Raw genomic sequence first — 22,700 nt, 5'->3', positions numbered from 1 at the left:
CGCGCGGTAGACTCTTAAAGGGGTGCCTTCCGACAGATGTTGCTGTCCGGGCGAGTCGAACTGTGGCCGACTATCGTGTCCTCCGCTCTGGTCGCGGTATGGTTGCGGTGGCGCGCGGGAGCGGAGCGCGGCGCGACTCGTGCGAGGGATGAGCGAAGGAGCGAAATGACTGAGCGAATCGGCTGGGGAGGGTGTGGCCTACGGTTCTCAGTTGCGTCAGGATTCGTCGTGGACGAGTCGGCCGTCGCAACAAAACCCATGAGTATCCGATGTAGCGATGTACTCAAACCCCTCCGAGACGCAAAACGGACATGAAAAAGACGCCCGCCGGCACGTCGGTCGGCGTCGATGACCCCTACTCGTTCGTCGAGCGATGCGACCACCTCACCGACGACGGCCGGTGTCGGTACGCCCTCGAACACGCCGAAAGCGCGTCCCGGAGGGACGCGAAACGGTCGAGCAGGGCGGGGCGCGAGCGAAGCGAGCGCCCCGGGGTGAGCGGGGAGGAACGACCCGCGAACGGGCGACGTCGTCCGAAAGGCGGAGCCTTTCGGGATGACGAGAGACAGCCCGGCCGTCTCTCGAACCACCCGCGAGACGGAGATCCCGGGTTCGCCGCCAAGCGCCGAGCCGACGACTTCCGTTGTCCGGCGGCCGATCCCGCCGGCGACTGGGACTGGCCGGACTGCCCCCATTTCCGGGCGCGAAACCACTCCCGGGAGTGCGCGCGGTGTGGAATCGACGAACGCCGGATGACCCACTCCGACGAACGGCCGCTGCTCGAAGAACACCACCTCTCGTACGCCGACACCAGCGACGGCGAAAATCGTAACAGCGATGGTACAGACGACGAACCGAGCCACGAGATCACGGTCTCCCTCTGCCGGTGGTGTCACGCCAAGATCCACAACTCGTGGGCGCGGCTCGGTGACGACGCCAGTCCCGATCCTGAGGCGATCGCCGCACGTGAGGGACGGCGGAGTCGCGAGCAGGACGAATTCGGCTTCTCGTCGGCGGCTGACCGGTACGACGACGAGTGAACCGGACGACCGCTGAATCGATACCGGGATCCGTGACGCAGCTGTGACGACTCGATTCCACCGACTGAGCACGCCAGAGCCCTTACTTCTATCCCGTACCACGAACGCGCATGAGTCGTTCGACACCCCACCTCGGCCATGTCCATCTCAAGGTCCGTGACGTCGAGCGCGCGGTCGCGTTCTACACCGACGTGTTCGACCTCGACGTGAGCGATCGCCACGGCCCGTTCGCGTTCCTCACCTTCGGCGACCATCACCACGACGTCGCCCTCCAGGAAGTCGGCTCCGACGCCGCCGGGACGGAATCGGATATCGGTCTCTACCATGCTGCGTTCGAGGCCGAGAGCCGCGAGGCACTCAAGCGGATCTACGAAACGCTCGACGAGCGCGGCGTCCGGGTCGATCCGATCGATCACGGCATCAGCGAGGCGCTGTACTTCGACGATCCCGACGGTAACGGGCTCGAAGCCTACCGCGACACCCGTGCGGAGAACGACCGCACCGAGTGGCAGGGAATGAACGAACCGTTCGATCCGACGGCGCTCTGAGAACTCGATGAGCGGGCGGGACGGCGAGCGACCGAAACGGTGAAATCCGCTTTCAGGGCCAGAGGCCGCGCGCCTCGTGTGCCTCGGCAAGCCGGCGGAGCGCGACGATGTAGGCGGCGTCGCGCCACGTCGCGTCGTGGTCGTCGAACGCCGCGCGGACGTCCTCCCACGCGGTCAGCATCTCGGCTTCGAGCTCCTCGTTGACCTCCTCCAGCGACCACGCCCGACGGTTGATGTCCTGGAGCCATTCGAAATAGGAGACGGTGACGCCGCCGGCGTTGGCGAGGATATCGGGAACGACCGGAATCTCCCGCTCCTCGAAAATCTCGTCCGCCGCGGTCGTGGTCGGGCCGTTCGCGCCTTCGACCACGATGTCGGCTTGGACGTCGCCGGCGTTCGCCTCGGTGAGGACGTTGCCGATCGCGGCCGGAATCAACACGTCGACATCGAGTTCGAGGAGTTCGGCGTTCGTGATCGCCTCGGCCCCTGGATAGCCGGTGACCGCCTCGGGCTGTTCCTCGTGCGAGCGCACGTCACTGGTGTCGAGACCGTCGGGGTCGTAGATCGCCCCGTTGACGTCCGAGACCGCGACGATCGAGGCTCCCCAGTCGTCGAGCTGGCGGGCGGCGTTCGCGCCGACGCTGCCGAACCCTTGGACTGCGATCGTGGTTTCGGCCAGCGGTCGATCGTAGTACTTGCACACCTCGCGCGCGACGATCGCGACGCTCTGGCCAGGGGCCTCCTCGCGACCGTAGCTCCCGCCGACGACGGGCGGTTTGCCGGTGACGACGCCGGGGATCGTCTCGCCCTCCTGCATCGAGTAGGCGTCCATGAACCACGCCATCGTCTCGGCGTCGGTGCCCATGTCGGGGGCCGGGATGTCCCGCGTCGGTCCGATGACGTTCCGGAGTTCCTGGGCGAACCGCCGGGTGAGTCGCTCCTTTTCGTCGCCGGAGAGCGACTTCGGGTCGACCACGATTCCGCCTTTCGCGCCGCCGAAGGGGAGATCCATCACCGCACACTTCCACGTCATCCACATCGAGAGCCCGACGCACTCCTCGTCGGTGACGCCGGGATGATAGCGAAGGCCGCCCTTGTAGGGCCCGCGAACGCTGTCGTGCTGGGCGCGGTAGCCCGTAAAGACCTCGACGGTGCCGTCGTCGCGCTCCATCGGCACCGACACCCGGTGGACCTGGGTCGGGTTCGACAGTCTGGTGACGACGTTCCGATCGATGTCGAGCTGCGCGGCCGCGCGTTCGAGCTGGTGTTCGGCGGTCTCGCGCGCTGATTCGGGCTCCTCTTCGTCCTCTCTCTCGTCGGTCTCGGCGGTTGCTGCCGCCATTTCAGCGATTCCCTCGCCAGTGGCTGTCGGCTGCTGTGCGCGCCGCGGTGCTGTCGGCAGTCTGCATTGGCTCGGCTCACGGGCTGCATCTTAATAATACTGATGCTATTACGACATACCTGTGCATACTGTTCAATATTAGGACCACGGGACGACGTATCGTTCCCCTTGTTCGGGCGGTTTCAGGGGGCTTTTAGGCGACTCTCACCAACAGCCAGCAATGACACGAATCGTCGTCGTCGACAACCACGGCCAGTTCACGCATCTCGAGGGCCGGGCGTTGCGCGACATCGGCGTCGAGACCGAGATCGTCGACAACACCACCGCACCTGACGAGATCGACGCCGACGGGCTGGTGCTCTCTGGCGGTCCGTCGATCGACGAGAGCGGTCGGTGTGACGAGTACCTCGATCTCGGTGTCCCGGTTCTCGGGATCTGTCTGGGGATGCAGGTCATCGCGGACGAGCTCGACGGAGCGGTCGGTGCCGGCGATTACGGTGGCTACGCCGACGTCACGGTCGACATCGACGATGCCGACGATCCGCTCGTGGGATCGCTTGCGCCCGAAACCCGGGTCTGGGCGAGCCACGCCGACGAGGTGGTCGAACTTCCCGAAGGGTTCGTCCGGACGGGCAGAAGCGACGTCTGTGACATCGAGTCGATGAGCGATCCCGACCGCGGACTCTACGGCGTCCAGTGGCATCCCGAGGTCGCCCACACCGCGGAGGGCGAGGCGGTCTTCGCAAACTTCCGCGCCATCTGTGAGTCCTAACCTGCCGGCGAGTAGTGGGGTTTTACCTGCTCTCGTGTGGTGTCACCGCCAATGACGGCCACGCAGGGCGACCTCGCGGCGCTCTCGCGGTACGTGTTCCGCGCACCGCGGTGGTACGCGAGTCTGGGGTTCGCGTTGGTGGTCGCCGCGCTCGCGGGCGTCGTGGCGTTCGACTCGCGGTTCGTTCTCGAAGACGCGTGGCAAGGGGTGTTCTTCATCGGCATCCCGACCGTCGTGGCGGCGGTGCTCACACCACCGGTCGACCGCCGGCTCGGTGGGCAGCTCACGCCGAACCGTGCCTCCCTGCTCGCGCTCGTGTCCGAGCTCCTCCTCGTCGTCGTGCTCGTCGTGGCGGGGCTCGTCGCGCTGCTCACGCCGCTCGGTCAGGGGTTCGTCTTCGACGCGCTGACCATCGGGCTGGCGGCGGTGTTCGCGCTCCGATTGCTTGCCGTGATGGCGATCTCGCGCAAATCGCTGCTCGCCGCGAGCGTTCCCGCGAGCATCCAGACCGCGACGGTCGCGCTCCTCGTGTTCGTCTACAGCGGTACGATGCGGTTCGTCGAGGTCGGCGGCCCGCTGGTGCGCTCGTTTCTCTCCCGACCGACGCGTGGCCCCGCGGAGTTCCAGGCGGTCGAACCGCTCGACTTCGCGCTGCTCGGGCTGACCTGCGCCCTCTACGCCGTCGGCGTCCGAGTGTTCGTCGCCGCAATCGACCGGCCGTGGCGACGGAGCCTCGGCGTGAGCATCCTCGATTTCCTCCGTGGGTTCGTCGGCCACATCGCCGAGGGAACGAGGGAGCTGGAGGTGTTCTTCGAGTCGCTCGGCGAGGAGGCGATCGTTCCCGTCTCGGTGCTTTCGGCCCGCCGGCCCGACGGCACCGAGAAAGCGCGGTTCGTCCTCCCGATGATCCATCCCGGACCGATGGGTGAGATCGGTGGCGGCAACCTCCCCGAGCGGGTCGCCGAGAGCGCCGACGGGCTCGGTTTCCCGCCACACGCGACCGCCGGCCACGACTTCAACCTCGTGACCGAACGCGAAGTCGATACGGTGCTCGACGCGGTTTCGCGCGCCCACGAGCGCATCGAGTACACCGAGACTGCGACCCCGAGTCGGCGCGCGACCGTCGGCGAGGCCACCGTGACCGGCCACGCCATCGGTGACAGCGCGCTGCTCGTGGCGACGTACGCCCCGGGATTCGCCGACGACATCGACTACTCCGTGGGACTCTCGACGGCCGCGGAGGCACGCTCACGCGGGCTCGCCGACGTGATGCTCGCCGATGCGCACAACTCCAACAACGGGCTCGACGGCCCTGATCTCGGTCACGTGGTTCCCGGCAGCCAGCGGTCGTTCGATCTGATGGAGGCCGCCGGGAGGCTCGCCAGCGATCTCACCGACGCACCCCAAGCGACCCTCGAACTCGGGGTCGCGTGGGACGAGACGCCGTGGGAGCCCACTGACGGCATCGGCCCGCTCGGCATCCGTGTCGCGGTGTTCGACGTCGGCGGTGACACCACCGCCTACGTGCTGATCGACGGCAACAACATGGAACCGGGCCTCCGCGATGCGATCGTCGATTCCCTTCCTGTGGACACCGCCGAGGTGCTCACCACCGACACTCACGTCGTGAACACCGTCGACTCGACCAACCAGGTCGGCGGCGCGATCGACCGCGACGAACTCAGGGCACGGATCGAGACCCTCGTCGGTGACGCGCTCGACGATCGCGAACCCGTCGCCGCCGGGATGGCGACCGAGCGCGCCCGCGTCACGGTGTTCGGCAACGACCGGACCGAGGCGCTCGCCAGCCACGCCAACGCGATGATCGGGATGGGCGGCGCGCTCGCCGCTGCCCTCGTCCTCGCGTTGATGGCGGTGAGCGTGCTCCTCTTTTTCGTCGCCTGAACCTTTTTACTGCGGGGGGGGGGGGTGNCTTGCAAAAACGTTCATGAAAAACACCCGCGAGCGCCGAAGGCGCTCGCGGTAGAACTACTGGCGCTTTCCGCACCGCGACCGCCACCGCACCGCGACCGCCACCGCACAGCACCGCCGAAGCCCTCGGGCGCTCGTTGCACTCGCGCCCTCGCCCTTCATCCACCAGGAGAGCTTGCTCTTTTGAGCCTCAGCTCACGATGTTCGTCGAGACGCCAGGAACCGCCACCGCACCGCCGTACTGCAAACCGCGACGCACCGTGGGCCGCGACCCGCTACCGCGCCGTAACCGCACCGCGATCCGTCACTCGTCGGCGAACAGCTCGTCGACTGCCGACTCCGCCGCCACGATCGCGTTCTCGATGACTGCTTCGGGATCGGGCTCTGCATCGTCGGGTGGATTGAGGTAGATGTCGATGTCGAGAATACCGTCCTCGAACCCCACGGTGATGTCGAGATCACGGACTGCCGATCGCTTGTACCGCGAGAAGATCATGCCTTCGGCGGCCTCGCTGGCCGTCGTTACCACCTCGTCTTCGGTCGGCATCTACCCGCCCGCACCGGGACCGCCGGGACCCATGCCGCCCGCCGGGCCGGGACCGCCACCGCCGCCACCGCTCAGCATCTGCTGAAGCTCGCTCTGGAGGCTCTCGAACTGCTCCTGCACGCGCTCTTCCTGTTTCTGGAGCGTCTCGACGCGGACTTCGAGGCTGGAGACCTTGTCGTCGAGGTCTTCCTCGGCCTCGTCGTAGTCGGTCTCGATCAGGAGCTCGCCGACCTCGCGGTACATCGTGGTGGCGCTGTCGATGTCGTCGAGCTCGTCGAGTGCGGTCTGGGACTCGGTGAGCTGAGTCTCGGCCTGCTGTTTCTGTGCCGCGACCTGCTGGGCACTCTCCTGGAGATCCTGAAGCTCCTCGATTTTCTCCTGTGCTTCCGGCGGCAGGTTACCTTGCATACCCGTCACCTCGGCGGCCGGAGGGAAAAACCCCCGCTTCTCGTCGTGGGATGCTTCGTCGTCGGCGCGAGATCGATGTTTCCGATATCTCGTCGCCTCGATACGATCTCCCGATCTCGGGTCGGCCCCGTTGGCGGAACGATCGTTCGAGGCCGCTGTGCGCTCACGAGCCGGTGACGTTCGCCGACCGTGTCGGGCCGGTTCCGGCAGCGTCGATGAATCGCGCCTCGACGATCACGTTGCGTCCGGTGCTCCGCGTGAGTCGGCGGTCCAACCTCGTGGCGAACGCGGGATAATCGCTGCCCGGTGGCCGGTCGACCGTCACGGTGACGTTGATCGGTCCTCCGGCAGCGAGGCCCGCCTCGTCGAACGCGATGGCCGTTTCGCTCGATCCGATCGAGGCATCCAACAGCGTGAGGTCCCGATACGGCTGTTCGTCGAGCATTGCATGGACCTCGCGTTCGGTCTGCTGTTCGAACTGCGAGGACTGGTAGGTGAGATACGTAACGCCGGCGAGAAACACCGAGAGGACGACGAGCGCGAGTGCGAGGACACGAGCACGCTGCACGAGTGTGGTTCTGACTTCCTCCAGTCGAAGCGCGTCCTGCGGTCGGTAGCCGATGACCCAGAGCACGATCAGTGCAGCGAGGTTGATCGAGAGCACGTTCACGAGGACGAGCACTCCCGAGCCGAGACTCACGAGCGGCTGGCCCCACGCGAGACCGATACCCACTGTCGCGGCGGGCGGGATGAGCGCGACCGCGATCATCACGCCCACGAGCGCTGCGCCGGCTCCCGTCGTGAGGCTGATCGCGCCGGCGACGCCAGCCCCGAGCGCGACCGCAAGCGAGAGAAAATCTGGCGCGAGACGGCTCTGAATCTCGGGTATCGACGTGATATCGGTCCCCGGTGGAATCAGCCCCACGAACCGAACGACCGCGGCGAACACCGCCGCACTCACGACCGCGAGACCGAGACCGATGACCTGCAACCCGACACCCCGCGTCGCCAGCTTGCGGTCGTCGATAACCGTGCCCACGGAAGCGGCCATTGCCGGGCCGATCAGCGGCGCGATCACCATCGATCCGACCACCACGGCCGCCGAGTTCTGGAGGAGGCCAACGACGGCGACGATGGCGCTGACGGCGGTCATCGCCACGTACGACCAGCGCTCGGAGCGCTTTGGAGCGAGGTCTGCGGCCGCCGTCCTGAGTTCCTCGCGGGCGATGCGGCCCTGCCGCGCGGCTCGGTCGGTATCCTCACGGAGTCGATCGAGACGGTCCGAAACGACGGTTTGGGCGTCGAGAACGACGGTCCAGGCGTCGTCGGCGACGCCGGCCGCACGGAGGCGATCGAGCGTCGGCTCGACGGCGTCCTGTGGGAGCGGGAACGAGACGACCGCTTCGTAGTCACTGTCGTCCGACTCGTCGGCGATCGCGTAGTCGACGTCCGCCTCATCGAGTGCAGCGAGCACGTCCGCACGCTTTCCGGCCGGAACGGACACCTTGACGAATCGCATGTCTTGTCGTCAGCACAGGGACGAATAAGCACTCTCCCGCCGAGTCGCCAGTCGGTCCTCGTCGTGCCCGATGGTACCGTTCAGTTCACCCGCCGTCCGGGTGCGAATCGCCGAACGCCGCACACCGCTCCGCGACCCCCGTCAGCGACAGCCACGTGTTCTGCCCGGCACGGAGCGCGACGAGATCCGCCGCCTCGATGGTGATCTCAACCGATCCTCCATCGCGCGTGAGGCTGGCCCGCGTGCGGTCGCCCTCGATGTCGTCGATCTCGGGACGGAGGCTCGCCGCGACGGTCGTGGCTCGCGCGGTGGTGTCGTACTCGAACGTGAGAAGGGTCTCGTGGCGCTCGGTCACTACTCGACGTCGATCTCTTTGACGTCGCGGCTGCGCTCTTTCAGCAGGACGCGGTGGCCGCAGTACGGACACCGCACACCGCCGTAGTCGTCGAGTTCGACGTCGCGCTTGCACCGCGAACACTTGTAGCTCATTCGTCGTCTGCACCCTCGTCGGCGAGTGCGGCCCGGATCGAGCGCTCGACGGTCTGCCCGCCGGGCGTCTCGGGCCGGTAGGCCCCGCCGGCGAAGGTGTGGCCACACTTGCCGCATTCCCAGATCCCCGTATCGGTTCGATCGACGGCGTCCTCGCCGCACTCGGGACAGCCGTGATCGTCGTTCATCTCGGCCTCGATCTCGGCGACGCGTCGGCGCGAGACGCGACCGTAGCGTGCGCCGAACCGGCCCGCACTCCCGACTTCCTGATTACCCATGGTGACGTCACTACGCCGAGGGGCGAGTAAAACCCTTCGTGTTCTTCCCGTGGTCACTCTCGCAGGTCGGCGTCGGCGAGCCCACGATTCAAGTCCTCGCGCACCCGCTCGCCCTGATCGCGGTCGGCGGCGGTCGTCACCACCCGAACCTCCTGCACGCTCGATCCGTCCCGGATGAGGAAGCGGACGTTGCCGGTCGAATCGGCCCGGGTCGCCTTCGCGCGAACACCCGTCCGCGACCCGCGTCCGCCGGCGTCGATCGGTCCCGGGATCACCTTCTTCACGTGTGGGTGATCGGCAGCGACACCGATCGCGTCTCGACCTGTCCGGCCGCCGACCAGCGTCGAGTGCGCTCCACCGAGCTTCTCGCGCGGCGGCGTCTCGACCACCGCGAGCGTGGGTTCGTCCGCGCGCTCGATCACGGTCGCGACCGGGTCGTCGCCCGGGTCCGCGATCCGTCGAAGGTCGTAGTGAAGCCCCGCCCGCACCGCACGAAGCACCTCGCGGTCGCCGGTCGCGTAGACGGTCTCGGGGCGCTTGCGGTGGATCTCGTCGGTGATCCGTCCCGCGAAGTTCCGGAGTTCGCGCGGCCGGTTTTCGCCCGTTTCGGGAACCGTCGTGACCGTCCACGTCCCGACACGCTCGTCGTCGGCGAGGCTGGTGGCGGTGGCGCGCTCGCGTCCGCAGTCAAGCACCACGCTGTCGACGCTCGCGGTCCGACAGGTCAGACAGAAGTCGCCCGCTCGGTCGAGTCGCGCGCCACACCGGCCACACTCCATGCGCGGGATTCGGCGACGCGGCGGATAAACCGGTCGTTCTCACCCGAGATCGACGGGATCGACCTTCAGATACTCTCTGAGCAGCACGGTCGCGTACGACCCCTTCGGCAGACTGAAATCGACGGTGAGGGGATCGCGTTCGATGTCGAGATCACACTCGACGAGCACCGCCCGGCGAGTCCCCGTTGAGTGAAAAGACCCTGGGAGATCGAAATCGGCGGGCGCGATCCCGGCTTCGTCGAGCACCTCGCGCTCGATTTCCCCCGGCTCCCCATCGCCCAGCTCCGTTTCGGTCCCCACGAGCGGTGCGGTGACGAACGCCCGGCCGCGCGCCGCGTGGCGGTTCACGGTATCGACCCGGTCTTCGGTTGCGCGCTGGCTCCGATCCGGGTCGGGAACCCGGAGTTCGTCGGGCGCGTCAGGATCGGCAAAGCAGACGACGTCGCCCGCGACCGCACGGCCGAACGGCAGGCCGCGTGCGAGCCGCTCCGAGAGGATTCGGTTGAACAGCGAGGACTGGGCGGCGTTGACGAACAGTCGCTGGAGGTTGCTCGGGACGGCCTCGATCGCCGCCCGGAAATCCTCTCGACTCTGTGCACCGTTCTCGACCAGCCGGTGGACCATCGAGCGCTCGAACCCGAGTCGGTTCGGGAGGCGCTCCAGCGCTACTTCCCAGCCGTCCGAGCGGACACGGGTCGTTGTTCCGGCTTCCGCATCCTCGTCGTCGATTCGGAACTCGCGTTCGACGAACGTCCGCGCCTCGCGGGTGTCGTCCGGCTCGTTCGAGTGAGGGTTGCCGACGTAGGCAAGCACCGCCCCCGCCCAGTCTCCCCGGACGATCGCGAGGCCGACCTCGTGTGTCACGGGCCGCAGCGAGCCGAACCGCTGTTGGCCGAAGTAGTTCGGGACGCCGACCGTCACGCCACCGTTGGAACCCGTTTCGTCGTCACCGTCGTTTTCGCCACCGAACGCCCGAAGATCGTCGGTGATCGCTGTCACGGGTTCGGTTTCGGCGTCGCGGACGACGATCTCGAAGGCGTTGCCCGCGAGATCGCCGAACCGGAGCGCACGCCCCGATCGACCGACGATCGTGCAGTCGACGTCGTCGAGGCCTGCCGCCGCATCGACGAGTGCCGCCCGGTCGACGCCATCGACCGAGAACAGCTGGGTGCTCACGGCACGCTTGTCTTTCGTTCCTGCCCACGAGACACGCTCACGGCTGCTCTCCAGGCGATTCGAGAGCGCACCGACGAAGTCGTTGGTGTCCCAGTTGTGGAGGGTCGCCCGGAAGACGACGTGCGGGTACGCGTCGGGGTCGGCGTCGATCGGCTCGAATCCCTCACGCTCGATCTCGCGAACCCGGAAATCCGCGGGCCGGGTGCGGAGCCGTCCACCCGTGCCATCGGCGTCGCTGACGTAGTGGCTGATGCCGACCGCGCGTTCGATGGGGTGGGCCTCGCGCATCAATCGATCACTACCCACACCGGTGAATCCTCCTCATGGCGCGCGTTCCGACGGGTGCCAGTAAGTGCGTTGTGGTCGGCCCGTCGCCCGTTTTGCCGGTGCGAACTCTCGATTGTGTGGGAGGAGGACGGTGGCGCGCGGTGAATCCGGCCGAAGGCCGGAGAGCGCGCGAGGGATGACCAAGCGAAATGAACGTAGTGAGCGAAACGAGGGAATCGGTTGGGGAGGTGTGTGGCTGTCGCGGGGCGGTAGCGGAAGAGTATGTGATTCGTATCGCGAGCAAACGGAGTGAGCGAGCGGGCCGAGGAATCCCCGAGCGAAGCGAGGGGGGTGACGCGGGCTTTTGATCCACATTTTGCCAGCGAGTGAGCGACCGGAGGGAGCGAACGAGCGTGGTTCGAGACGCCTTCGGCGTCTCGTCATCACGGAAGGCGCGGAGCGCCTTCCGAACGACAGCAAAAGGTGGGTTAGTATAGCGAGAGGTCGCCCGTGACCCCATCGACGACGCTCTCCTTGCCCGGCCCGACCGCGAGCGCGGTCACCGTGCCGGGGTCGACCTGTGTGTGGCCCGCATCGCGGACGATGGCATGGGGCAGCCCCTTGCGCTCGGCCCGGTCGGCGAGCTCGAACAACGTCCGCTCGCCGTCTCCTTTGAGAACGACTTTCTTCTGTCCCGAGCCTTTCCACTCGTTTCGCGTGCGCGAGCCGGTGTCCTCGTAGGCCGACAGCGAGGCGTGGGCGACCTGGGCGGCGAGTTTCCCCTTTCCCATTCCCAGATCGGTGCGCGCGACGATGGCCTGTTTCATACCCGAGACGGGGTGGCTGCGGGTATAGGGCTGACTACTCGATAGCGGGTGTCAGCCTGCGCCGGCTGGGTCGTCGACTTCCTCGTCCGTGTTGGCCGTCTCGTCGGCCGCGTCATCAGCAGGAACGTCGTCGCGTGCCGACCGTGGGTCGGCCCCGACGCCCTCGCCGAGCGATACGGTGGGTGTGAGGGGCTCGCCCCGAACGAGCTCGGGGAGTACGATCCGGACGAGTTCGAGGATCGCGATGAACACGATCGGGAGCAGGAAGAAACCGTACCAGCCGAACAGGATCGGTCCCAGCAGATACGCGAACATCATCACTACCATGTCGAGCTGTCTGCCGGTGATGTACGGCTGGAGGAACGTCTGCGGCAGGATGTCGAGCACGAGGAAGTAGACGACGAGCGCCCCGGCGACGAACGCGAACGCGCCGCCACCCGTCTGGAGCGCCTGCACGCCGAGATACGCCACGACCGGCAGGTAGATCACCTTGCCGACGACGACCGGGATGAGGCTGGTGAACCCTGTCAGCACCGCCAGCACCAGCACCATCGGCACGTGGAGACTCCCCGGCGCGAGGAGATTGGTCGCCTCGTAGGCGACCGCCGCGATGACCGCCATGACGATCACGAACAGGAGGTTGCCGAAAAACACCGATTCGAGGTCCTCGTCGACCGCCGTGGCGTAGGCGTACGCCACAGTGTCCCGGCCGCCGAATAGCGCTTCGAGTCCGCCGGCGAGCCGGTCGTCGTTCTGAAGCAGGAAAAAGGATAGCGTGAGCGCGAGGCCGACGAGCACGAGTCCGCCGGCGACCGCGCTGAACGCCTGTGCGCCCACGGAGAGCGCCGTCCCGGCCACCTGCTGGGGCTGGCTCACCACCTGGCGGGGGTTCTGGAGGAGCGTCCGCGCCGTTTCCTGTTGTTCGGGTGGGAGAACGCTCAGATCGACGACCCCACCGAACGCCCCGCCACCGCTCGCCCCGACGGCCCCCTGGAGCTGCTGGAAGACGTTGAACCCCGCATAGGCCACGAGCAGGAGGATCGGAATCACGACCAGCAGCACCGTCGCACCCGCCGCGATCCCGTCCGAATCGATCCGACGGGCGAGCCGGCGACAGATCGGCCGTGTCGCGTAGTAGCCGAACACGCCAAGCACCACCATGCCGACGAACGAGTACGCGACGTAGCCCGCGATGGCGGCGAGAGCGACGACGAACGCCCACCAGCCGACCCGCGTGCGATCGGTCGACGGCCCGCTCCCGAGTGCTACCATTCTCCTCTATGGTATCGAGAGCCGACGGGAAACGGTTGTGCTTGCGCGAACTCGACGGGAAGGTTTAGGCCGCTGCCGCCGTCCATACCGAGCATGATCCTCTCGGATGCGGACATCCACCGCCGGCTCGACGAGGGCAGCCTCGTCGTCGAGCCGCTCGACGACCCCGATCTCCAGATCCAGCCCGCGAGCGTCGACCTCCGGCTCGGCCGGGAGTTCCTCGAGTTCCAGCGCACCAACATCCCCTGTATCCATCCCGACTCCGAAAACGAAATCGAGGAGTACGTCACCGAAACCCACGTCAAGCCGGACGAAGAGTTCATCCTCCATCCCGGCGATTTCGTGCTCGGGACGACCGTCGAGCGCGTCGAGGTCCCCGACGACCTGATCGCACGGGTCGAGGGCCGGTCGTCGCTGGGGCGGCTCGCCGTCGTGATCCACGCCACCGCGGGGATCGTCGATCCGGGCTACCGGGGCCAGGTCACGCTCGAACTCTCGAATCTGGGGACTGCGCCCGTCGCACTCACCCCGGGAATGCGGATCTCGCAGGTGATCTTCACCGAGCTCAAAACCCCCGCCGACCGGCCCTACGGCTCCGAGCGCGGCTCGAAGTACCAGGATCAAGCCGGTCCGCAAGCCTCCCGCATCGGTGGCGACGACGAGTTCGGTGGCCACCAGACCGCTCGCGACCGATCACCCGACGCCGACGACCGATCCCACGACGCAGACGGCCGAAACACGCCGGCTGACTCGCGACACGAGGGAGGCGAGCGCCGATGAAGTTCGTCGAGGAGCTCGTCGTCGAGGAGTTCCTTCCCACGTTCCGCTCGATGCTCGCGGAGCGTCTGCGCGAGCGCGATCTCACCCAGAGCGAGGTCGCGTCGATCCTCGGCATCAGTCAGTCCGCGGTCTCGAAGTACGCCCACGGCGGAGTCGCTCGGAACGAAGCAGTATTGAACGACGATCGGGTTCGCGAACTCGCCGACGAACTCGCCGACGGGCTCGCGACCGGCGATCTGACACCGGTGGGCGCGCTGGTCGAGGTCGAGATCCTGATCCGGCGGCTCGAACGCGGCGACCTGCTCGCGCGGCTCCACGAGGAAGCGGTGCCGGGACTCGCCGAGAACAGCGGCTACGACGTCCACGACCCCGACGGGGCGCTCCGGGCGGCCGAGCGCACCCGATCGTCGGTCCGGCGCGGGCTCCGCACCCTCGAAACCACCAGCGGGTTCGCGGGGCTGATCCCGAACGTCGGCTCCAATCTCGTCGAGTGTACCCCCGACGCCGACGGGATCGACGACGTCGCGGGCGTCCCCGGTCGAATTTTCGACGTGAAGGGCCGGACCACGGTGCCGGGTGATCCCGAGTTCGGCGTCTCGGGCCACGTCGCAAGCGTGTTGCTCGCCGCGCGGCAGAACGGCTCCGACGCCCGCGCCGCGCTCAACCTCCGATACGACGCCGAACTCCGCGACCGACTCGGGTCACTCGGGCTCGAAACCGTCGAATTCGACGGTGAAACCGACACCGAGTCAGCCATCGCGAGCGTCGCGGTCGCCGAGGCGGACGTGCTCTACCAGACCGGTGCGATGGGGATCGAGCCGATCACGTACTTGCTCGCGCCCGACGCCGAGACGGCCGCCGAGCACGTCCGCGACCTCCTCTGATCCGGTCCGACGATACTTCGATCGTCCGAGCCACCGAAAAGACGATCCGAGAGCCACTCGTTCGATTCGTATGACGGGCGCTGTTTTCATCGAAGGCGAACGGGTGACGCTCCGAACGCGGGAGCGCGGCGACGCCGAGTTTCGGCGGGATCACGTAAACGACCCACGACTTCGGACGGTGTTGGGAACGGAAGCTCCACAGAATCTCACCTATGAGGAGGCCGCTTTCGAGCAAACAAGCACTGATGACGACGCACTCAGACTCATCGTCTGCGCCGATGGGGAACGGGCCGGCCATATTTCGCTTTGGATCACTGACCGCACTGTCGGTGAAGCAGAAGTCGGGCTCTGGTTGACCCCGGAGCAACAAGGGAAGGGGTATGGGACGGATGCGACGCGATCACTCATCTCACATGGGTTCGAGCAGTTGAATCTACACCGAATCACTGCCGAAGGTGTCCTCGAAACGAATGATGGCTCGATTCGGATACTGGATAGTCTCGGCTTTGCAAGAGAGGGGGAGCATACGGATGGCGCATTCGCCGACGGAGAATACCTCGATACCTACGACTACGCGGTACTCGACACCGATTGGACTGGAAATTGAACTCCGCAGTGGATGCGGCACAGTCGTTTTACGGCCGGTGGGCGCGGCTCTACGATCCCATCGCCACGTTCCCCGGCGTCGGCTCGTGGCGCGAGGAGGCCGCCCGGAGCCTCGATCTTTCGGCGGGTGACACCGTGATCGAAATGGGCTGTGGAACCGGTGTGAATCTCTCGTATCTCCGCGAGCGAGTCGGTGCAGGTGGGACGGTGGTTGGCGTCGATTTTACTCGGGGAATGCTCGATCGGGCGGCCACCCGCGTCGTGCGTAAGGGCTGGACGAACGTCCACCTCGTCCACGGCGACGCCACCGCGCCGCCAGTCACCGGGCCCGTGGATGCGATGCTGTCGAGCTTCGTCGTCGGAATGCTCTCCGACCCGGCGAAGTCGGTCGAGGGGTGGCTCGATCTCGTGCGGCCGGGCGGCCATATCGCATTGCTTGACGCCGCACGGAGCACCCAGTCGCGGGCCCGTCCGCTCGACGCCGCGTTTCGGCTGTTCGTCGCCGCCAGTACACCGCCTGCAACCCAGCTGCGCTACGAGAACCCGCCGTGGGAGCTGCTCGACGAGCGCGTTGCGGCCGCCCGACAGCCGCTTGACGATCGGACGGTCGATCGCCTCGACGAGACGTTCGGAGTGGGATTCGTTCGACTGTCGAGCGGCCGGGTCGTCGAACCCGACGAGTGACCGCGGCGGGCGCTATCCGTACCGTTCGGCGTGGGTCTCGCAGAACTCGCGCTCGCTGAGCTGGGCTGCGATCACACCGGGCTGGCGGTGGGCGTTGTGGAGGCGGCACCGCTCGTCGTCACAGAAGGCCGATCCCGTGTCGAGATACTCGACCGCCTGGAGGACGTAGCCTTTGAGCGCCTCGGTGGCTCGTGGGTCGTCCTCGACGAGAAACTCGCCGTCGACCTGGTTTTCGAGAACTTCGCGCGGCGGCGCATCGCCCGAGAGCATGGCGTGGCGCTGCTGTTCCTGATAGTAGGCTTCGGGTTTGGCCGGGGCCTCGAACAGGCCGGGAACCGAGAGCAGGGCCGGCTGGCCGAGGACGTTCACCCGCTTGTGCCACCGTTTATCGTGGTTGCCCCACGTCCCGATCACGCGGTCGAGCAGCGGGATGTGGAGGTGATCGAGGCCGCGTTCGTCGGCAGGGAGCCGGGCACCCAGGGCGCGCTGAGCTTGCTGGCCGTCGTAGATGACCCCGCCCGCGCGTTCGGGGTGGTCGATGGCGCGCTCCTCGTACCGCACGATGCCGAGCATCTCGTTGCCCGTCTCGCGCTCGTAGGGATCGAGCACTCGCGCCCGCGCGAACGCTTCGGCGAGATCGTCGTCCGCGTGGCGATCGAGAAACCGGTCACGAACCGTCACGTCGGCGTCCACACGCCCGCGGAGCCACGCGGCGATCGCATCGGCGTCGGCCGTAGTGGTGGGCGCGCGGTACAGCGTGACTCGTTCCATCATGACTCGATGTCCGGGTCGCGCGGCGAAATGCTTGCGGTCGGCAGCGCGGCTGCGGTCGCGTGGTTCACCACGGTCCCGCCGATGGCGACCACCCGAAAGGGTTTGTCGCCGTTGGATCAACGATGGAGCAATGGTCGACGCCCGCGAGTACCACGAGCGAACGAAACACTCGCCGCGCGAGCTGCGCGCGGACGACTTCGAACTCGATTTTGCGAACCGGCCGCGGCCGTCGAAGGAGTACGTCGATCTCCCCCGGCGTTCGCTCGGAACGGTCTCGACGCCACCCGAAACGCCGGCACTACAGGCTATCGCGACCGCCACCGCGGAGCCGAACGAGACGCCCGACGGCGACACGGACCCAATCGACCTCACGACACTCTGTCACTACGCCGCCGGTGTGACGAAGACACTCGAAGTCCGTGGCGAGACCGCGACGTTCCGCGCAGCCGCTTGCACCGGCAAGCTCTATCATGTCGATCTGTACGCGATCACCGGCGATCTCGACGGTAGCGATGGCGCCGACGGGATCGATGCCGGCGTCTACCACTACGACCCCGACACCGACGAGTTTCACGTCCTGCGCGAGGGCGACTACCGTGGCGTGCTGGCCGATGCGGCCGGCGACTATCGAGGGATCGCCGACGCACCCGTGACGATCGTGGCGACCTCGGAGTGGTGGCGCAACGCGTGGAAGTATCGGAACCGGACCTACCGCCACGCGTTCTGGGACTCCGGGACGATCCTCGCGAACCTGCTCGCGGTCGCGCACGCGTCCGGCCACCGCGCCGAGGTCGTGACCGGGTTCGCCGACGACTCGGTGGCTCGCTTGCTCGGTCTCGATCCCGACGACGAGGCTCCCCTCGAACTCGTCGCCGTGGGCCGGGACGACTCCGAGGCGGACGCTCGGACGGTCGAACCCATCGACCCGATCGATCCGGCGACCGAACTCGCGTCCGATCCGGTTGACTACCCGTTGCTTGCCGACGTGTGGCGAGCGAGCAGGCTTTCGGACGGCGAGACTGTTGTCGAGTGGCGCGAACGATTTGCCGGCGACGACGGTTCCACTCCGTTCGGCACCCACCCTCCCGGCGACAGCGAGGGACGCGAAGCGTCCCTCAAGCAGTCGGCGCGGAGCGCCGGCGATGGCGACCGAATCGCCCTCGATCCCGTCGACGAGGACACTGCGTCGTCGCGCCCCATCGAAAACACCATCGGACGGCGTGGATCGCTGCGCGAATACAGCCACGAGCCGATCAGTTCCCGAAAATTCGCCACGGTGCTCGACCGCGCGCTCGGTGGCGTTCCACTGGATTGTTTCGGGGACAGCGAGGACAGCGGGCCGGACGAACCGGCCGAGCCGTCGACGCTCGTCGACTGCTACTGTCTCGTCCACGCAGTCGAGGGGGTTCCGACCGGAGCCTACCAGTATCACCCTGCCGAAAACGTTCTCGAACGGATCGGCGACACCGATCGGGAGACTGCGGGCCACCTCGCGCTCGATCAGTCCGTGGTCGGCGACGCTGCGGCGAACGTCTATTTGCTGGCCGATGTGGAGGCGATCGTCGAGCAGGTCGGAAATCGAGGGTATCGCCTCGCACAACTGGCGGCCGGAATCCGTCTCGGCCGGCTCTATCTCGCCACCTATGCCCACCGCACGCTCGGCGGACGCGGGTTCACTTTCTACGACGATCGTGTGACCGAGCACCTCTCGCCACGGGCGGCGAACCAAACCCCAATGACGCTGTTCGCACTCGGCGAGCCAGCGGAGTGATCGCTCGATGGTACTCAGTGCCGGGCGATCGCACGCTTTTTCTCGATCGTTTCCGTGCGCGGCACATGACCAGCGTGCGCGTGCCCCTCGCTGCCCGTTCCCTTCGCTACGGGCTCGTCGTTGTTGTTGCTGCCGTCATTCTCGTCGGGTCGGTTCTAAGGCCTGATCCGGCGGCAGCGCCAACGATGGGACCGTTCGGGGTCGTGGGTGCGGACAAGTGGACCCACGCATTCGCGTACGCTGGACTCACCGCGACACTGCTGTATGCGTCGGTGTCGTCGGACCGCGGCAGCAGTCGGATAGCTCTCGCAGTCGTGCTCGTGGTCGGGTTCGGGATCGGCGTCGAACTCGTTCAGTGGTCGATCCCCTATCGAACGGCGAGCGCCGCTGACGCCCTCGCGGACGCGGTCGGTGCGGGCGTCCTCGCGCTCGCGTGGTGGTCGCTGGGCCGATTCGTGCGCTTCGCTCCGCTCGGACGGTAGCGCGACTCGGCTCAGTGAAAACTCCGCTCGGTAATCAGTCGTCGGCGGGGGCGCGGGTCGTCATTTCGACGTCGGCGGCGTCGATCTCGAGTTCGTCGATGGCGGCCTGGGCGGCGCGCTTGCCCGACAGCAGCATGGCGCCGAAAGTGGGCCCCATCCGCGGGAGGCCGTAGGTGGTGGCGGTGGCCATGCCGGTGACGACCAGGCCGGGGTGAACCAATCCTGTGTGTTCGACGACGGCGTCCTCGCTCTTGCCGACCCACATCGAGTCGTGACCGGGCGAGTCGTGGCCGGGCGCGCCGTAGGTGTCGTCGCCGGTCTGGTCCATCCCGCTGGCCTCGTCTTCGAGACCCGGCGCATCGAGAACGCCACGCTCGTCGAGTTTCTTGATGGCCATCGCGTCGTGACCGGTGGCGTCGATCACCAGCGAGCTCTCGATGGCGATAGGATCGACACAGGTGATCTCGCGGGGCAGCGCGTGGACGGGCGTCCAGTTCATCACGATCCCGCCGACACGATGGTCCTCGCGGATCACGATGTCGGTGAACTCGGTCATGTTCTGCATTTTCGCGCCGGCGTCACAGGCCGCCTTGATGAGCCCCGAACACGCCTCGGGGCCGTTGGCGACGTGGAGGCCCTCGCTGTCTTGGGACTGTTTGTAGTCGACGTCGAGATCGTCGAGGACCTGCTGGGCGGGCTCGCGCACCGTGACCTTGTTCATCAGGAACCCACCGAGCCAGAACCCACCACCCAGGTAGTTGTTCTTCTCGACGACCATCGTCTGCACCCCGCGCTCGGACAGCTCTTTGGCGGCCATCAGCCCCGACGGCCCACCGCCCACGATGATCACGTCCGAATCCGAGAAGTCCATGAACTCCTCGGTCCACTCCTGGCCGATCGCGCGTGTTACTTCCGCTTCACCGACTTCGCTGAACGCCTCGAACTCGCTCATACCACTTAGTGTTATTTAGCGGTGGTACAAAACGGTTTCGGGCGGTCCTCGATCGGATACCTCGGGAATTTCTCGTCTCCCGAGTCGGTCCAGTCCACCACTGGTGGTTGGCTCTACGCGTCCGTGACTTCGAGCGAAAGGGTTTCGCTGGCGTCTTCGCCGACGACGCTGACGGTGAACTCGTACTCACCGACCGGAACACCGCTGACGTCCATGCCGACGATGTCGGTCCGGTCGAGACCGGTCCGATCGAAGTCGGGATCGGCGTAGACGATGTCGTCGATTTCCTCGGCAGAGAGACCCGTGGCTGTGATTTCGACGTCGTACGGCTTCTCGAACGAACCGTAGACGACGTTGAGGTTGAGGATCCCGTTATCGGGTGGCGAGCCGACGGTGTTGGCACAGCAGTCCCTGAACCGTGCGTTCAGGGGGTCATCAGCCGGGGGATCGTAGAAGTCCTCGTCAGTACCGTCGTTCCCATCTCCCCTGTCGTCCTCGCCGTTTCCGTCCTCATCGGGTGTGTAGACGTACAGACAGTCGTTCGGGTACGAGCGGCGGAACTGATCGGCGTCCTCACAGCAGAGCACGCGGCCGTCGTCCATCACGAACACGTTATCGACGTTGAGCAGCGCGTCGTCCGCGACGGCGGCGGGATCGGTGGCGTCGGGCCCGACGATGACGGGTTCGAGCGTCGAGATGTCGTAGTCGGCCTCGATCTCGGCGCGGTAGACCATCCCGCCGTCGACACGGTCGAGCTGGAGATCGCCCGCGTCGTCGGTCATCCCGTCGTTGATCTCGGAGATCCCGACGTAGATGTACTCGCCCGGCTCCGCACCGTCGGCGCTGTCGATCCCCTCGCTCTTTCTGAATTCTACTGTGGCACCGACTTCCTTCGCGGCGGCGCGGGTTTCGAGGAACGGGACGCGGCGGAGGTCCTCATCGATTTGGTCGGGACCGCGGTTCTCGTACTGCTCGGCCCACTCGACGATCGCCTCGTCGAGGATGTAGTCCTCGTTCCCGTTCTCGATCACTTCCTTGTCGGCCTCTTCGAGCGCCGTTTCGAGATCCTCCCCCCAGTCGGTGTCGGCGTGTGCGAGGTAATCCACCTGATCGATGTCGTCGTATTCTGCGATCCACGATTCGACCTCCCGATTGGTCGCGCTCCCGAGCGGAATCCAGTCGAGTTCGAGGGCGATTTTTCCCGGTGGGTTCGCCTTCGCGGCGGCCTCGTTCGTCACGTTCGCCGCGTGGAGCGTTCCCCCGACGTCCATCGGGTCGTCGTAGCTCGGGATCGGCTCGTTCGCGACGAACTTGTAGAACCCCTTGTTGTCGCCGTCCGAGCTGAGGTACATCGTTTTCTCGTCGGCCTGGACGTCGGGACACTCCCACGACGCTCGCCCGCCGACGTAGTACTTCATCGGTTCCGGGGTGTCGGCCGTCGGGTTGCGGAAGTCGACGATGTAGCCGTAGCGGTAGGGGTTGGGGTAGGGCGACTCGATCGGCGTCGTGGTGTTCTCGCCGTCCTGATCCACCGCGTCGGCCCCGAGATAGTACGCCTGGAGTTCGAGTCCGCCGAGCGCGAACGCGCCCTGGGGGTACCACGCGTCGTCGCCGTAGTACTCCTCGACGGCGCTCGCGATGTCCGCGGGGTTCGGGCGGTTGTAGAACTGGGCCGCGCCCCGGAGTCCGACCCCGCTGCCCGATTCCACGATCTCGCTGGTGGTCGCCGTCAGCGAGAGCCGTGGGTGGGAGTACTCCTCTTCGGCCGAGAGGTAGGTACCCCACGGGCTGAGGTCGCCATAGCAGTTGACACGCGTGCCGCCGAGGTTCCGGAGCGCCTCGGTGTTCGCGAGGTTCATCGCGCCGTCGAGATCGGCGCTCCACTCGTCGTCGTCCCAGGTCAGGGGGATTCGGCTGACGTCGCCGGGGCTCTGCTCGAAGTTCGTGAAGAGGTAGCCCTCGGTTTCGGCGTCGTTCGTGGCGACGAATCGGTTGCAGTCGGGGTTGTTGCCGAGGTTCGTGTACCGCGAGCCCTCGTACTCGTCGAGCGAAACCCCGCTGGGCGTGACCGGATACCCCAGATCCTCGTCGTCGCCGATGTTGTCGCCCTCCTGGGCGAGCACCACGTACTCGCCGCCGGCGACTCTGACCTCGCCCTGTTGTTCGTCGGTGCTCGGCACGCCGAGCTCGTCGAACCCGTCGCTCGTGATGTCGTAGCCGCCCACGTACCCGATCCCGCCTTTGTTGTAGGGTGCGGCGTTCTGCCGGCTCGGGTGCTGGAGACTGAAAAACAGCGTTCCGTTCGCCGTGACCTCCGGGCCGGTGACCTCGGCACCGAGCGCGGTCGTCGCGAACCGCTCGATCGTACCGTCGACGCTCGGGGCCATCGGCGTGTCCTCGTCCTCGTTCGTCTGGGCGCTCGCCACGCCGGCCACGCTGGCACCGAGCGCGGCCGCCACCGACGTGGCCATCAGGTTCCGTCGAGTGAAATCGACCATGCAGGTGGCGATCCCGAGCGTTTCACTAAGATGTTTTATAATATCGGTACGGGGCTGGAACGAGGGACAAGGA

At 66.6% G+C, this 22,700-nt stretch carries 23 protein-coding genes and 2 pseudogenes; 11 read left to right on the top strand and 14 right to left on the bottom strand.

Annotated features, from left to right (window positions below):
* Window positions 1–311 precede the first annotated feature (311 nt).
* The 3 genes and pseudogenes from C450_RS23635 to C450_RS01660 all read left to right on the top strand — a co-directional run.
* Window positions 312–446: pseudogene (locus tag C450_RS23635) on the top strand (DUF7097 family protein); the annotation flags it as partial.
* A gap of 156 nt (window positions 447–602) precedes the next feature.
* A pseudogene (locus tag C450_RS20515) lies at window positions 603–1,040 on the top strand (DUF7097 family protein); the annotation flags it as partial.
* Window positions 1,041–1,150: 110 nt separating this feature from the next.
* Complete coding sequence (locus C450_RS01660; RefSeq protein WP_005039218.1) at window positions 1,151–1,588, top strand: VOC family protein; 438 nt, start codon at window positions 1,151–1,153, stop codon at window positions 1,586–1,588.
* Window positions 1,589–1,640: 52 nt separating this feature from the next.
* Here C450_RS01660 and gdhB read toward each other — a convergent pair whose 3' ends face one another.
* Entirely contained in the window at window positions 1,641–2,930 is a 1,290-nt protein-coding gene (gene gdhB / locus C450_RS01655) for a glutamate dehydrogenase GdhB (protein WP_005039216.1), read from the bottom strand.
* A gap of 220 nt (window positions 2,931–3,150) precedes the next feature.
* Between gdhB and C450_RS01650 the strand changes: the two genes are divergently transcribed.
* Together C450_RS01650 and C450_RS01645 are read left to right on the top strand one after the other, a co-directional pair.
* Complete coding sequence (locus C450_RS01650; protein ID WP_005039213.1) at window positions 3,151–3,702, top strand: GMP synthase subunit A; 552 nt, start codon at window positions 3,151–3,153, stop codon at window positions 3,700–3,702.
* 51 nt (window positions 3,703–3,753) lie between these two features.
* Complete coding sequence (locus C450_RS01645) at window positions 3,754–5,607, top strand: DUF2070 family protein (RefSeq protein WP_005039211.1); 1,854 nt, start codon at window positions 3,754–3,756, stop codon at window positions 5,605–5,607.
* A gap of 331 nt (window positions 5,608–5,938) precedes the next feature.
* Here the strand turns inward: C450_RS01645 and C450_RS01640 are convergent, their stop codons facing one another.
* The 10 genes from C450_RS01640 to C450_RS01595 form a co-directional block, all read right to left on the bottom strand.
* On the bottom strand, window positions 5,939–6,181 hold the full coding sequence (locus C450_RS01640) for a DUF3194 domain-containing protein (protein WP_005039206.1): 243 nt from the start codon (window positions 6,179–6,181) through the stop codon (window positions 5,939–5,941).
* Window positions 6,182–6,589 carry a prefoldin subunit beta gene (locus C450_RS01635; RefSeq protein WP_005039204.1) on the bottom strand — a complete coding sequence of 136 codons (408 nt, stop codon included), beginning with the start codon at window positions 6,587–6,589 and terminating at the stop codon, window positions 6,182–6,184.
* 163 nt (window positions 6,590–6,752) lie between these two features.
* Window positions 6,753–8,108 (bottom strand): TIGR00341 family protein, encoded by a 1,356-nt coding sequence (locus C450_RS01630; RefSeq protein ID WP_005039202.1) that lies wholly within the window; start codon window positions 8,106–8,108, stop codon window positions 6,753–6,755.
* Window positions 8,109–8,193: 85 nt separating this feature from the next.
* Window positions 8,194–8,463 carry a KEOPS complex subunit Pcc1 gene (locus C450_RS01625; protein WP_005039201.1) on the bottom strand — a complete coding sequence of 90 codons (270 nt, stop codon included), beginning with the start codon at window positions 8,461–8,463 and terminating at the stop codon, window positions 8,194–8,196.
* Entirely contained in the window at window positions 8,463–8,597 is a 135-nt protein-coding gene (locus C450_RS01620) for a DNA-directed RNA polymerase subunit P (protein ID WP_005039198.1), read from the bottom strand. Before C450_RS01620 ends, C450_RS01625 begins: the two co-directional genes overlap by 1 nt.
* A complete protein-coding gene (locus C450_RS01615; RefSeq protein WP_005039195.1) occupies window positions 8,594–8,875 on the bottom strand; it encodes a 50S ribosomal protein L37ae in 282 nt (93 codons plus the stop codon). The genes C450_RS01620 and C450_RS01615 overlap by 4 nt, the downstream gene beginning before the upstream one ends.
* Window positions 8,876–8,928: 53 nt before the next feature.
* Window positions 8,929–9,654, bottom strand: coding sequence for a DUF2103 domain-containing protein (locus C450_RS01610; protein ID WP_005039194.1), 726 nt, complete (start codon window positions 9,652–9,654; stop codon window positions 8,929–8,931).
* A gap of 39 nt (window positions 9,655–9,693) precedes the next feature.
* Window positions 9,694–11,118, bottom strand: a complete 1,425-nt coding sequence (gene truD / locus C450_RS01605) for a tRNA pseudouridine(13) synthase TruD (protein WP_005039192.1) — start codon at window positions 11,116–11,118, stop codon at window positions 9,694–9,696.
* A 467-nt stretch (window positions 11,119–11,585) separates the two neighbouring features.
* Window positions 11,586–11,924 (bottom strand): peptidyl-tRNA hydrolase Pth2, encoded by a 339-nt coding sequence (gene pth2 / locus C450_RS01600; RefSeq protein WP_005039188.1) that lies wholly within the window; start codon window positions 11,922–11,924, stop codon window positions 11,586–11,588.
* 51 nt (window positions 11,925–11,975) lie between these two features.
* Window positions 11,976–13,196 (bottom strand): AI-2E family transporter, encoded by a 1,221-nt coding sequence (locus C450_RS01595; protein ID WP_005039185.1) that lies wholly within the window; start codon window positions 13,194–13,196, stop codon window positions 11,976–11,978.
* A 93-nt stretch (window positions 13,197–13,289) separates the two neighbouring features.
* Between C450_RS01595 and dcd the strand changes: the two genes are divergently transcribed.
* From dcd to C450_RS01575, 4 genes are all read left to right on the top strand, one after another.
* Window positions 13,290–13,976 carry a dCTP deaminase gene (gene dcd / locus C450_RS01590; RefSeq protein ID WP_005039183.1) on the top strand — a complete coding sequence of 229 codons (687 nt, stop codon included), beginning with the start codon at window positions 13,290–13,292 and terminating at the stop codon, window positions 13,974–13,976.
* Window positions 13,973–14,860, top strand: coding sequence for a thiamine-phosphate synthase family protein (locus C450_RS01585; RefSeq protein WP_005039181.1), 888 nt, complete (start codon window positions 13,973–13,975; stop codon window positions 14,858–14,860). Before dcd ends, C450_RS01585 begins: the two co-directional genes overlap by 4 nt.
* A 70-nt stretch (window positions 14,861–14,930) precedes the next feature.
* A complete protein-coding gene (locus C450_RS01580) occupies window positions 14,931–15,467 on the top strand; it encodes a GNAT family N-acetyltransferase (protein ID WP_005039178.1) in 537 nt (178 codons plus the stop codon).
* 8 nt (window positions 15,468–15,475) lie between these two features.
* Window positions 15,476–16,150, top strand: coding sequence for a class I SAM-dependent methyltransferase (locus C450_RS01575; protein ID WP_005039175.1), 675 nt, complete (start codon window positions 15,476–15,478; stop codon window positions 16,148–16,150).
* Window positions 16,151–16,162: 12 nt separating this feature from the next.
* On the opposite strand, the gene C450_RS01570 is transcribed toward C450_RS01575, so the two are convergent.
* On the bottom strand, window positions 16,163–16,921 hold the full coding sequence (locus C450_RS01570) for a DUF7001 family protein (RefSeq protein ID WP_005039173.1): 759 nt from the start codon (window positions 16,919–16,921) through the stop codon (window positions 16,163–16,165).
* A 133-nt stretch (window positions 16,922–17,054) separates the two neighbouring features.
* Between C450_RS01570 and C450_RS01565 the strand changes: the two genes are divergently transcribed.
* Together C450_RS01565 and C450_RS01560 are read left to right on the top strand one after the other, a co-directional pair.
* The gene (locus tag C450_RS01565; RefSeq protein WP_005039170.1) at window positions 17,055–18,695 is read left to right on the top strand and encodes a SagB family peptide dehydrogenase; all 1,641 of its coding nucleotides are present in this window, start codon (window positions 17,055–17,057) and stop codon (window positions 18,693–18,695) included.
* A gap of 65 nt (window positions 18,696–18,760) precedes the next feature.
* Window positions 18,761–19,177, top strand: coding sequence for a VanZ family protein (locus C450_RS01560; protein ID WP_049909791.1), 417 nt, complete (start codon window positions 18,761–18,763; stop codon window positions 19,175–19,177).
* A 34-nt stretch (window positions 19,178–19,211) separates the two neighbouring features.
* Here C450_RS01560 and C450_RS01555 read toward each other — a convergent pair whose 3' ends face one another.
* Entirely contained in the window at window positions 19,212–20,129 is a 918-nt protein-coding gene (locus C450_RS01555) for a sulfide-dependent adenosine diphosphate thiazole synthase (protein WP_005039166.1), read from the bottom strand.
* A gap of 113 nt (window positions 20,130–20,242) precedes the next feature.
* Window positions 20,243–22,627: an alkaline phosphatase PhoX gene (locus tag C450_RS01550; protein WP_005039163.1), complete on the bottom strand. Its 2,385-nt coding sequence runs from the start codon at window positions 22,625–22,627 to the stop codon at window positions 20,243–20,245.
* Between the last annotated feature and the right edge of the window lie 73 nt (window positions 22,628–22,700).

The organism is Halococcus salifodinae DSM 8989, from assembly GCF_000336935.1.
Taxonomy (GTDB): Archaea; Halobacteriota; Halobacteria; order Halobacteriales; family Halococcaceae; genus Halococcus; species Halococcus salifodinae.
Note: the sequence above shows the minus strand (reverse complement) of the source record. Positions and strands in the feature narration are given on the sequence as shown.